The following is an 11837-nucleotide window of genomic DNA, read 5'->3' as shown; positions in this document are numbered from 1 at the left end:
GCGCCTGGGGAACCACATGAATGCACTGAACGATTCCTTTCTTTCCGGCGCCGACACCGGCGTGCTGCGGCTGATCACGGCGGGCTCCGTCGATGACGGCAAATCCACGCTGATCGGCCGCCTGCTGTACGACAGCAAGGGCGTCTTCGCTGATCAGCTGGACGCGATCTCGCGCGCCAAGCACAAGCGCGTGGCGGGCGACGGCATCGACTTTTCGCTGCTGACCGACGGCCTGGAAGCCGAACGGGAGCAGGGCATCACCATCGACGTCGCCTACCGCTACTTCTCGACGCCCACGCGCAAGTTCATCATCGCCGACGCGCCGGGCCATGAGCAGTACACGCGCAACATGGTGACCGGCGCGTCGACCGCGGACGTTGCCGTGATCCTGATCGACGCGACCCGCGCCGCCGACGGCAAGCTGCTGCCGCAGACCAAGCGGCACAGCACCATCGCGCGTCTCTTGGGCATCCGCCACATCGTCGTGGCGGTCAACAAGATGGACCTGGTGGACTGGGACCGCGCGGTGTTCGAACGCATCCGCGATGCCTATGCGGACCTGGCGGTCAAGCTGGGCATCCCGCACTTCGACGCGCTGCCGCTGTCGGCGCTGAGCGGCGACAACGTCGTCACGTTGTCTGCCAAGACGCCTTGGTACGAAGGGCAACCGCTGCTCGCCCTATTGGAATCGCTGGATCTGTCGGGCGACGGCCGCACCTTGCCGCTGCGCTTTCCGGTGCAGTGGGTGTCGCGTCATGGCGGCGATCGCGCGGATGATTTCCGCGGCTATGCCGGCCGCGTCGCCAGCGGCGTGCTGCGCCCCGGCGACGAAGTGACGGTGCAGCCGTCGGGCGTGACGGCGGTGGTGCAGGAAGTGCGTGCGTTTGATCGTGCGCTGGATGAAGCGGTGGCTGGCGATTCGATCACGCTGGTGCTGGACCGCGACGTCGACGTGTCGCGCGGTGACGTGATCGTGCACACCGCCGCGCCGGCGCAGGTCTCGCGCGAGTTCGAAGCCGAACTGTGCTGGCTTGATGCGCAGGCGTTGAATCCCGCGCGCAAGTATCTGCTGAAGTCGGGCACGCGGCTGACGTCGGCGAAGGTGCGCGCGGTGTTGTCGCATCGGGACATCCATGAACTGCAGGAGGTCGAGAACACAGAAGGCACCTTGCGCATGAACGACATCGGACGCGTGACGTTGACGACGCGCGAGTCGCTGGCGGTTGATCGTTATGACGATGTGGCGGCGACCGGCGCGTTCATTCTGATCGACGAAGCCACACATCAGACGGCCGCGGCGGGCATGCTGCGGTAAACCGCAATTTTGGATGAAAGGCGGGCCCCCGCGGCCCGTTTTTCCGTGTTGTTTTTCGTCCAAACCCAATGCTGGCGCGGGTTTCCGGGCCATATCGCAAGATGAAATCGAATTGTTCAGACGATGTCTTCTTCTTGCGGTAAAGTTGGGCTGTCTTACGAAAAGGCTTTTGGTGCTTGTCAAAACCACTGTGTTTTTGTACAGTAGTTTTTATGGCACGCACCGATCATTCTTTTCCCGCCGGTTCTGGGTCCCCGGCTGCCGCCCCCGCCGCCTTGCGCGGTCGGGGTGCGGTTACTAATGTTCGGCATCGCTTTCAGCGCGATGACCGCGTGCAGGTCGACGACGGCTGGTCCGCTTCCGGTCTGCCTGCCGACTTCGTCGATTCTGTCCCCGATTCCTTTCCCGATATTTCATCGTCTGCCGGTCAAGCCGCTGCGGTTGAACAGACTGCAGGCGCTGCTGCCCGCGCCACGGTCATCCCCATCCTGCCCGACACGCGCTCCACGCCGGCCGCCCCTAAAACCACGGTCACTGCAGAAGAGGCGCGCAAGATCCTGTCGCGCAACGATTCCCCTGACATTCCCTTTGAAGTGGCTGCCAATCCGTACCGAGGTTGCGAGCACGGTTGCGTGTACTGCTATGCCCGGCCCACGCATTCCTACCTGGGTTATTCACCCGGGCTGGACTTCGAAACCCGGCTGGTCGCCAAGGCCAATGCGGTCGAGGCCCTGCGCGCCGAACTGGCCCGCCCCGGCTACAAGCCGTCGCCCATCAATATCGGCTCGGCCACCGACGCCTACCAGCCCATCGAGCGCGATTGGCGCCTGACGCGCGGCATGCTCGAACTGGCGCTTGAAACCCGCCACCCGGTCACCATCGTCACCAAGAACGCGCTGGTTGCCCGCGACCTGGACCTGCTGGCGGCTCTGGCGCAGCTGAATCTCGTGGTGGTCTACATCAGCATCACCACGCTGGATGCCGGCATGGCCCGCACGCTGGAACCGCGCGCCGCCGCGCCGTGGCGCCGCCTGGAAGCGGTGCGCAGCCTCACCGACGCCGGCGTGCCGGTGGGCGTGCTGGTGGCTCCGGTCATCCCGTTCATCAACGACGAATCCATGGAACACATCCTCCAGGAGGCCAAGGCGGCCGGCGCGCATTACGCCAGCTACACGGTCCTGCGCCTGCCCTGGGAGGTCAAGACGCTGTTCGAGGACTGGCTCAACGCCCATTACCCGGACCGCGCGCAACGCGTCCTGCATCGCATCGAAGACCTGCGCAACGGCCGCCGCAACGATCCCAACTTCGGGTCGCGCATGCGCGGCACGGGCATCTGGGCTGACCTGCTGCGCCAGCGTTTTGCGGTTGCCACGCGCAAGCTGGGGCTGAACCGTGCCCGCCTGTCGCTCGATTGCAGCCGGTTCGTGCCGCCTGCGGGGCCCGGTGCCTCAGCGTCGTTATTCGATGGCGCGGCGTCCGGAGCTGCAGGGGTTGACGCAGCGGGTGCTGCAACCGGCGTAGCCGCAACGCCGTCGGGATCAACCAGCGTTGCTGGCGATGCCCGCTCGGCTGGCGCCGGCAACGCTGCCGGCTCCGCCAATGCCGCTACCGATTTTCAATCCCCGGTTGGCGCGAAAGCGTCTTCAGGGGTCCCTTTTCCTGGTGGTTTGCCCGCGGTCAGCGGCGCATACGGGCGCGGTGCGCGCCAGTTGCGCGCCATGGCGGCCGGCCAATTGTCTTTGTTCGATTGACCGCAGGCTGCTGTTGCCTCGGGTGCATGCCAGGGCGATTTGCCTCGGCGCTGGAACGTTTATCCAAGGAGTTCCCATGAACACCGCTGATTTTTCCGTCCTGCCGGATGAGCTTGTCGTTTCCCTGAATCCGCTGCGCCGCGGCGCCAACCGCGCGCGCACCTTCTGCGCCCGGCTGACCGGCATGGCCATGCCCTGGAGCGGCACGATGTCCGGCCAGCCGGCACGGTCGACGCGCATGCCCGCCCGCTGGCCGTTCCCCCCGGCGCCCACCCCCGAGGAAGTCTCGGGCGCCGCAGGGGAGGCCGTCGCGCCGGCGGCCAGTGCTCCAGCGGTTGGCGTCCCGGCGGCCGGCCTTCCGGCGGCTGGCGTACTGGCGGGTCTGCCCGTTGCCGACGCCGCCACTTCCACGCCGGCCGCGCCCGTCGCTGCGGCGCGCAATCACAGCATCGGAGACGCCAAGGCGCAGCCGGTGGCCAATCAGCTCACGATGAAAGCCATGATTACGGACGTAGTGCTGGTGCTGGCCTGGGGCGCGATGATTCCCGGCCTGATGTGGTTGGGCGTGGCTGGCGGCTTCTGATGGCCGCTGGCTTCTGACGACCCGCGCCGGCGGTCAGCTCGATCCCAGCAGGATCACGCCCGCCAGAATGGACACGCAACCAACCAGACGGCCCACGCCCACTTTTTCGCGCAGCAGGAACATGCCGGCCAGGGTGCCGAGCATCATGGACATTTCCCGGGCAGGCGCCACCAGGCTTAGCGGCGCGCCGTTGCGCAGCGCATACAGCACCAGGATGTACCCCAGCGGCGACAGAAACCCCACGGCCAGTGCCAGATGCCAATGGCCGCGCATGGATTCCCACGATTGGGTGGGGCGGCGCAGCATATGCGGGGTCATCATGGCGGTGCGGGTCACACAGGTAAACCAGTCGAACAGCACCGGACTGATCAGCAGCACTTTCACGCCGTACGCGTCCACCACCGTATAGGCCGCGATGAACAGGCCGATCACCACACCCCAGCGCACGCCGATCCACGCCTGCGCCTGCTTGAAGATGGCGAGCCGACCCTGGGTGGCAATCAGCAGGACGCCGGCCACGACGCACAGCATGCCGGCGATGCCGGTGCTGGTGGCGGGTTCGCCCAGCAGCAGGAAAGCGCCTGTCGTCGACAGCAGGGGGCCGGTGCCCCGCGCAATCGGATACACCACGGACAGGTCGGCCACCTGATAGCCGCGCTGCAGGCACAGGCTGTAGCCCAGATGCAACAGGCTGGATGTCAGGATGGCGCCGACGACGGGCCAGGTCCAGTTCATGCCGTCGTGCATCAGCACCCAGATCACCCACGGCGCATACAGCACCGTCGCGCACAAGCCGTAGGCAAAGACGAACGGCGCGCCCACCATGGCCGCGCGCTTGGCAAGGAGGTTCCACGTGGCGTGGGCCATCGCCGCCAGGACGACCAATATCAGGGACGAGTACGACATGAGGGAACAGCGTCAGATGACGTGTTTGTTACAGGGAGTTGGAAGGGTACCGCAAACCGTGCTCAAGGCGCACATGTTACCCGAGGCTCTGGGGAATTTTTGGTGTAGAATCATCGGTTTGCCAAATCTCATCCTCTGCTTGCGGCATAGCATCGCAATACACGCCAACAGGAAAACCGCATTGCGGCTTACGCATTGCGGCTTACCTAGCGGACAGGTTGCCATGCACACGCACCAGGCCGGATGTGGCCGAAATCTTGATTCTTCAGTCTGGAATCCTGGGCCACGCGAAAGCCGGGCGTGAACAACATCGATCGGCAAAAGTTTTAGTCCGCAAAGACATGATGATCTAGGAGTTCACATGAACCTCATCGCTATCCTGGAACAGGAAGAAATTGCCCGTCTGACCGGCGGTCAAGCCAAGCCTGAATTTGCTCCTGGTGACACCGTCATCGTGAGCGTCAACGTCGTTGAAGGCACCCGCAAGCGCGTGCAGGCTTTCGAAGGCGTTGTTATCGCCAAGCGCAATCGCGGCCTGAACTCCGCGTTCACCGTGCGCAAGATTTCGTCGGGTGAAGCCGTGGAACGTACGTTCCAGCTGTACTCGCCGCAAATCGCCAGCATCGAAGTGAAGCGCCGCGGCGACGTGCGCCGCGCCAAGCTGTACTACCTGCGCTCGCGCTCGGGCAAGTCGGCTCGCATCAAGGAAAAGCTGGTCAGCAAGCAAGCCCCCGCGGCTTGATCGCTTATCGGCACACGGCCCTGACAGTGTCGGACGTTCACGCCAATCCGCGTTTCCGTCCGGCACGGTTTTCCGGGTTAAAAAGGCACCTGCGAGGGTGCCTTTTTTCTTACTTCTGAGCGTATGTCTGAAACCTCGTCCTCCGCGCGGCCTCGACGGCCGCTGGCGCGCCCCGGATTCGATCCGGCGACGCAACCGTGGGTGGTGGCCAACGAATCGCTGCCGCCCGTGCCCACCCGCCTGCTGACGCCGGATTCCCTGCGCGGCACGCTGAGCCAGCCGTCCACCTGGACGCTGGAGCTGTCGCGCGACAACGATCTTCGCTATCCCGGCCGCGAGGGCACGCCTGTGCCCGCTGCCGTGCTGATCCCGCTGGTGACGCGCGACGAGGGCGTGAACATCATGCTGACGCAGCGCGCCGCGCATCTGCACGACCACGCGGGCCAGATCAGCTTTCCCGGCGGTCGCATCGAGACCAGCGACGCCACGCCTGTGGATGCGGCGCTACGAGAAGCCCAAGAAGAAACGGGCCTGCCGGCCAATCATGTCGAAGTCCTGGGCAGCATGCCGCCGTACCTGACGGCGACCGGCTTTTCGATCATTCCCGTGGTGTCGCTGGTGCGGCCGGGTTTTGAGCTGGCGCCCGACGCGTTCGAAGTGGCCGAGGTGTTCGAGGTGCCGTTGTCGTTCCTGATGGACCCGGCCAATCATCGCCTTTATGAAGCCCGGCTCGATGACGGACGGGTGCGCCAGTATTACGGCATGCCGTACGGCAAGCACTTCATCTGGGGCGCCACTGCGGGCATGCTGCGCAACCTCTATCATTTGCTGCGCCACGGATTCACGCCGCGCTGATTGGCCTTTGAATCCGCTTCGGAACGATCGGGCGTGCAGGCCCGCACAAGCAAACGGCCCCGATGGGGCCGTTTTCAATGGGGGGGCGCGGCAAGCGTCAGTAGCGCTGCTGGCCCGCCAGGTTTTCTTCAAGGATGCGTTCGTACAGCGCGTAGCGCGCCGGATCGATCCTGCCGCTCTGCAGCGCCGCCACCACCCCGCACCCGGGCTCGTGGCGATGCGTGCAGTTGTAGAAGCGGCATTCCTCGATGGGCTGCGTGAACTCCGGAAACCCGCGAATGATGTCATCCCGCGTCAGGTGATGCAGACCGAAGGCCTGGAACCCCGGTGAATCGATCAGGTCGCCCCCCGGCGCCGGCAAATGGTAGAGCCGGGTGCTGGTGGTCGTGTGCTTGCCCATGTCCAGCGCGGTGGAGTGCTCGCGCGTCGCTGCGGCGGCATCCGGCACCAGCGCGTTGAGCAGCGTGGATTTGCCCATGCCGCTCTGTCCCAGCAGCAGGTTCGTGCGGCCGGCCAGGCGCGGCGCCAGCAACGTGTGGACTTTCTCGGGCTCGAGCGCGCTCAGTTCGATGATGTCCACGCCCAGCGCCGCGATGGGCGCGAGCCGTGTGCGCGCGGCCGGCAGCTCGTCGGTCAGGTCCGTCTTGTTCAGGATGATGAGGGGCGCGATGCCGGCGCTCCATGCGCCCGCCAGCGCGCGGCCGGTCAGGTCGTCCGAAAAGGTGGGCCGGACAGCCACGACGATCAGCAACTGGTCGACGTTGGATGCAAACTGCTTGGACCGCATTTCGTCGGAACGATAGAGCAGGTTGCTGCGGGGCAGAATGGCGTCGATGGCGCCTTCGTCCTTGCCTTGCGGCGTGATCTTGACCCGATCGCCCACTGCGGCGCCGGTTTTCTTGCCGCGCGGGAAGCACTTGCGTAGGGCCCCATCGGCCAATTCCACAGTGTAGTGGCGGCCATGCGCGGCGATGATGCGGCCTTCCATCGGCGCGCTCATGCGGCGGCCGCCATCAGGTGGCGGATGCGCACGGCGGCAGGAGGGTGACTGTCGTAAAAGGCGGAATGCACAGGGTCGGGCGTCAGAGTTGCAGCGTTGTCGTCGTACAGCTTGACCAGCGCCGAGACCAGACGGTCCGGCGAGCTTTGCTCGGCGGCATAGCGGTCCGCTTCGAATTCGTCGCGGCGCGAGTACCAGCTGGCCAGCGGCGTCAGCATGAAGGTGAATACAGGAATGACCAGGAAGAACAGCAGCAGCGCCATGGCGTCGTTGCGGCCGCCCAATTGCGGCATCACGCCCAGGCCCACATAGAACCACGGTTGCTGCGCGATCCAGCCCAGGATGGCAAAGAACACCAGCGCGGCGGCAAAGCTGAAGATCACGCGCTTGATGATGTGGCGCTTGGCGAAATGCCCCAGCTCGTGCGCCAGTACGGCCTCGATTTCGTCGGCGTTCAGGCGGGCCAGCAAGGTATCGAAGAACACGATGCGGCGGGATTTTCCGAAGCCCGTGAAATACGCGTTGCCGTGGGCCGAGCGGCGCGAGCCGTCCATGACGAACAGGCCATTCAGAGCAAAGCCGCAGCGCTGCGCCAGGCGCTGGATGCGGCCGGCCAGTTCAGGGTCGGACAGCGGCGTGAACTTGTTGAAGAGCGGGGCGATGAACATCGGGTAGATGATCAGCAGGGCCAGGTTGAACACGGTCCATAGCGCCCAGGCCCAGATCCACCAGTAGGCGCCGGCGCTGCCCATCAGCCACAGCACCGCGGCGGCCAGCGGCAGGCCTAATACCGCCGCAACAAGGAGGCCCTTGGCGGCGTCGGCGACGAACAGCCCCGGCGTCATGCGGTTGAAACCAAAACGCGCCTCCAGCTTGAACTGCCGCCAAAGCGTGAAGGGCAGACCGAGCAGGCCCAGCACCAGCGCAACCACCACCAGCAGCAGCATCTGCCGCACGAAGTCGTTGCTGGTAAGCTGGCTGACCATCAGGTCGATGAACTGCAGGCCGCCCAGCAGCGTCAGGGCGACCAGCACCAGGGCGTCATAGGTGCGCTCGAGCATGCCCAGCCGAACCCGCGCCACGGTGTAATCCGCCGCCCGCTGATGGCTGGTCAACCCGATGCGATGGGAGAATTCCGCAGGCACCTGGTCGCGATTGCGGGCGACATGGCGGATCTGGCGTGACGCCAGCCACATGCGCACGGCAATATCGGTCAGCAGGAAGGCAACGAACAGCAGTGTGAACATGGGCAAAGCGTTTTGCTCAAGAAGGGATGTGCGAAAATCGCGCGTTTTAAAGGCAAATTATATGGCTGCGAACGAAAATCGCCTGATCTGGCTCGACATGGAAATGACGGGGTTGGACCCCGAGAAAGAACGCATCATCGAAGTCGCCGTCGTGGTGACCGAACCCGACCTGACGGTCGTGGCCGAAGGTCCGGTGATCGTCGTGCACCAGTCCGACAGCCTGCTCGACGCGATGGACAACTGGAACAAGTCGACCCACGGCAAGAGCGGGCTGATCGACAAGGTCAAGGCGTCCACGGTGACCGAGGCAGAGGCAGAGGATACGCTGTTGGCGTTTCTTGCGCAGCATGTGCCGGCGGGCAAATCGCCCATGTGCGGCAACACCATCAGCCAGGACCGCCGCTTCATGTTTACCTACATGCCGCGCCTGGAACAGTTCTTCCATTACCGCAACCTGGACGTCAGCACGCTCAAGGAGCTGGCGCGCCGCTGGGCCCCCGCCGTCTACAAGGGATTCGAGAAAAAGAGCCGCCACGAAGCGCTGGCCGACATCTACGAGTCCATCGACGAGCTCAAGTATTACCGCGAGCATTTCCTGAAGGTCTGAGACCGTCGGCGGACCGCCCGGTTCCCACGGACTTTCGCCGCACCCGACTGTCATGCCGTCCTACTCCGTCGCGCAGATCCGCCAAGCCGAACAGCGCGCCCTGGCAACGGGGCGTGCGCTGATGCCGCTGGCCGGCGCGGCGGCGGCCGGCTTCGTCGCGGCGTGGGCGCCGGCCGGCACGTCGATTCTGGCGCTGGCCGGGCCCGGCAATAACGGCGGGGACGCATTGGAAGCGGCTGCGCTATTGCTGGCGCGCGGCCTGGATGTTCAGGTGGTGCTGCCTTCGGGGCCAGACAGGCTGCCTGCCGATGCAGCGCGCGCCTGGGGCCGCTGGCTGGCCGCGGGCGGAGCACCCCGGACGCACGCCGTGTTGCCGACCGGGCCGTTTCAGGGGCTGGTCATTGACGGGCTGTTCGGCATCGGTTTGAACCGTCCGCTCGATGCCGCGTGGCAATCCCTGATCGACACGGTCAATGCGTGGCAGGTTCCGGTGCTGGCGCTGGATGTGCCCAGCGGCATTGATGCCGACACCGGGGTGGCGCTGGGCCGCCCGATCCGGGCGCGATGGACGTTGTCGTTCATTGCGGCATGCCGTGGACTCACGCTGGCCGGCGCAGGACGCGAGACGGCGGGAGAATGCCACGTCGACACGCTAGGCGTCGTCATGGCCGGCGAGGGCAGCCCGGGCCGCTAAGCCCGCAACGCGCCGGCCGTCAGGCTGGCCGGCCGCCAAAGCGCGATTCGACTTCGGGCGACAGGGGGCGGTAGCGTTCGTTGTCCTGCCCGGCCAGGGCATTCAGGTGGGTTTCGGAGGGATCGAACACCTTCCAGTAGAGCCGTCCGCACAATTCCCGCGCGGCGTGGCCCGGCCAGTTGTCGGGCAGCATGGGGGCAGGCAGTTGCGGATCGTGCAGCACGATCCGGCGCCAGTTGTGCAGCACCATGACGCGGACGGTGAACGCCTCGGCGGGCGAGGGCGCCTCGTCCAGCAGCTTTTCCAACGGGCCGAAGTTGCGCGAGAACTGGCGGTATTGCTCGGCCACGTCGTCCAGGTTCCAGCATTGCGTGGCCAGGCTGGCGATCGGCAGCCCGCCGGCGCCGGCCAGGTCGCGGGCCGACAGCACCAGCGCCCGGTCCGGGATGCCCAGCTTTTCAAGAATGTCGTGCGCGGCGCGCGCCTCGGTATGCGGATGCGCAAACAGCCCCGGCGCGATCATGCCGAAGCCTTCCCACGTCAATTCGCGGCGCAGCTCGCCGCGTTCAGCCAGTCCGTTGCCTGTGCGCGGCAGCGCGACCAGCGTCCATTCCCCGTTCCATTCCTTGGCGCCGCCCACGTAAATGCGTTGCGACGCGTGCGACGTGTGGCGCAAGCCCTGCTCGGAAATCAGGTAGAGGCTGCGCCGGCCGTGGCGTTCGGATTGCAGCCAGTTTTGCGCCACCAGACGAAAGACGCTGGTGCGCAGCAGGCGTTCGTTGATCCCGAGCGGGGCCAGAAGCTCGATCAGGCTGCCCAGCCAGATGGCGCCGCCGTGCGGGGCCAATGCATCGCCCAACACGCTGACGCAGAGCGATTTCGCGCGGGGCGGATCGCTTTTCAATAAGCGGGACAGAGCGCGTTCCAGGGTCGACTGAGGGTTTGCCATGAGGAGGGCCGCGGACGGCCGATATCGGGATGCCGGATATGATACATAAATCCAATGTGATACAGATTTGAGTTTGACAATGATTTTTTTGTATTAAATAATCGTCTCATGACATGACGGCACTGCGCAGCGTTTGCTTTGCGTTTTCGCAAACCGTCTCAAGGAGACAACTATGTACGCTCAACTCGTCGAAACCGGCGTCAAGCAGGTCAAGACCGCGGACCAGCTTGAAGGCCAGGAACAGACGTTCCAGCGGCGCATCGACGACGGCGTCCGCATCGAGGCCAAGGACTGGATGCCCGAGGCCTACCGCAAGACGCTGGTGCGGCAGATTTCGCAGCACGCGCACTCGGAAATCGTGGGCATGCTGCCGGAAGGCAACTGGATCACCCGCGCGCCGTCCCTCAAGCGCAAGGCCATCCTTCTGGCCAAGGTGCAGGACGAGGCGGGCCACGGGCTCTATCTGTACAGCGCCGCCGAAACCCTCGGCGTGTCGCGCGACGACCTGATCGACGACCTGCACGCCGGCCGCGCCAAGTACTCCAGCATCTTCAATTACCCCACGCTGAGCTGGGCCGACATCGGCATGATCGGCTGGCTGGTCGACGGCTCGGCGATCATCAACCAGATCCCGCTGTGCCGCTGTTCCTACGGCCCGTATGCGCGCGCCATGGTGCGCGTCTGTAAGGAAGAGTCCTTCCATCAGCGCCAGGGTTACGACCTGCTCATGCAGATGTGCCTGCACGGCACGCCCGAACAGAAGGCGATGGTGCAGGACTCGCTCAACCGCTGGTGGTGGCCCGCGCTGATGATGTTCGGTCCGTCGGATGCGGATTCGCCCAACAGCGCCCAGTCGATGGCCTGGAAGATCAAGCTCTTTTCCAACGACGAACTGCGCCAGAAGATGGTGGACCAGACCGTGCCGCAGGCCGAGTACCTGGGCCTGACCGTGCCGGACCCCGATCTGAAGTGGAACGCGGAGCGCGGTCACTACGACTTCGGCGAAATCGACTGGACGGAGTTCTACGCCGTGCTCAAGGGCAACGGTCCGTGCAACCGCGAACGGCTTGCCGCGCGCGTGAAGGCGCATGAGGACGGCGCCTGGGTGCGCGACGCGCTAGTCGCCTACGCCGACAAGCAGTCTGCCCGTAAAGCCGCTTGAGGTCCCCCCCCCCGGAGCGCTGCGCG

12 protein-coding genes are annotated in these 11837 nt (G+C 65.2%); 8 read left to right on the top strand and 4 right to left on the bottom strand.

Features of this window, described 5'->3' with window-relative positions; translation table 11 throughout:
* Positions 1-16 precede the first annotated feature (16 nt).
* From B2W22_RS18340 to B2W22_RS18330, 3 genes are all read left to right on the top strand, one after another.
* Positions 17-1315 (top strand): sulfate adenylyltransferase subunit 1, encoded by a 1299-nt coding sequence (locus B2W22_RS18340; RefSeq protein WP_105237942.1) that lies wholly within the window; start codon positions 17-19, stop codon positions 1313-1315.
* 212 nt (positions 1316-1527) lie between these two features.
* Positions 1528-3066, top strand: a complete 1539-nt coding sequence (locus tag B2W22_RS18335; protein WP_286939083.1) for a PA0069 family radical SAM protein — start codon at positions 1528-1530, stop codon at positions 3064-3066.
* Positions 3067-3142: 76 nt separating this feature from the next.
* Positions 3143-3649, top strand: coding sequence for a hypothetical protein (locus B2W22_RS18330; RefSeq protein WP_286939082.1), 507 nt, complete (start codon positions 3143-3145; stop codon positions 3647-3649).
* 33 nt (positions 3650-3682) lie between these two features.
* Here B2W22_RS18330 and B2W22_RS18325 read toward each other — a convergent pair whose 3' ends face one another.
* Entirely contained in the window at positions 3683-4555 is an 873-nt protein-coding gene (locus tag B2W22_RS18325) for a DMT family transporter (protein WP_286939081.1), read from the bottom strand.
* Between the two features lie 361 nt (positions 4556-4916).
* Between B2W22_RS18325 and rplS the strand changes: the two genes are divergently transcribed.
* Together rplS and B2W22_RS18315 are read left to right on the top strand one after the other, a co-directional pair.
* Positions 4917-5297, top strand: coding sequence for a 50S ribosomal protein L19 (gene rplS, locus B2W22_RS18320; RefSeq protein WP_175124715.1), 381 nt, complete (start codon positions 4917-4919; stop codon positions 5295-5297).
* Between the two features lie 123 nt (positions 5298-5420).
* A complete protein-coding gene (locus tag B2W22_RS18315; RefSeq protein WP_175137478.1) occupies positions 5421-6152 on the top strand; it encodes a CoA pyrophosphatase in 732 nt (243 codons plus the stop codon).
* A 97-nt stretch (positions 6153-6249) separates the two neighbouring features.
* Here the strand turns inward: B2W22_RS18315 and rsgA are convergent, their stop codons facing one another.
* Together rsgA and B2W22_RS18305 are read right to left on the bottom strand one after the other, a co-directional pair.
* Positions 6250-7152, bottom strand: coding sequence for a ribosome small subunit-dependent GTPase A (gene rsgA, locus B2W22_RS18310; protein ID WP_286939079.1), 903 nt, complete (start codon positions 7150-7152; stop codon positions 6250-6252).
* On the bottom strand, positions 7149-8399 hold the full coding sequence (locus tag B2W22_RS18305) for a M48 family metallopeptidase (RefSeq protein ID WP_218345135.1): 1251 nt from the start codon (positions 8397-8399) through the stop codon (positions 7149-7151). Before B2W22_RS18305 ends, rsgA begins: the two co-directional genes overlap by 4 nt.
* Positions 8400-8460: 61 nt before the next feature.
* Here B2W22_RS18305 and orn point away from each other — a divergent pair, with 61 nt between their 5' ends.
* Positions 8461-9006 carry an oligoribonuclease gene (orn, locus tag B2W22_RS18300; protein WP_286939076.1) on the top strand — a complete coding sequence of 182 codons (546 nt, stop codon included), beginning with the start codon at positions 8461-8463 and terminating at the stop codon, positions 9004-9006.
* Between the two features lie 52 nt (positions 9007-9058).
* Positions 9059-9700, top strand: a complete 642-nt coding sequence (locus tag B2W22_RS18295; protein ID WP_286939075.1) for an NAD(P)H-hydrate epimerase — start codon at positions 9059-9061, stop codon at positions 9698-9700.
* A gap of 19 nt (positions 9701-9719) precedes the next feature.
* On the opposite strand, the gene paaX is transcribed toward B2W22_RS18295, so the two are convergent.
* Complete coding sequence (paaX, locus tag B2W22_RS18290) at positions 9720-10649, bottom strand: phenylacetic acid degradation operon negative regulatory protein PaaX (RefSeq protein WP_175124710.1); 930 nt, start codon at positions 10647-10649, stop codon at positions 9720-9722.
* 172 nt (positions 10650-10821) lie between these two features.
* Between paaX and paaA the strand changes: the two genes are divergently transcribed.
* The gene (gene paaA, locus B2W22_RS18285; protein WP_218345132.1) at positions 10822-11811 is read left to right on the top strand and encodes a 1,2-phenylacetyl-CoA epoxidase subunit PaaA; all 990 of its coding nucleotides are present in this window, start codon (positions 10822-10824) and stop codon (positions 11809-11811) included.
* Positions 11812-11837: the final 26 nt, after the last annotated feature.

Source organism: Achromobacter sp. UBA4530 (assembly GCF_002388205.1).
In the GTDB taxonomy this organism is placed as follows: Bacteria; Pseudomonadota; Gammaproteobacteria; order Burkholderiales; family Burkholderiaceae_B; genus Achromobacter; species Achromobacter animicus.
The sequence above is the reverse complement of the archived record's forward strand: the minus strand, read 5'-3'. Positions and strand labels throughout refer to the sequence as shown.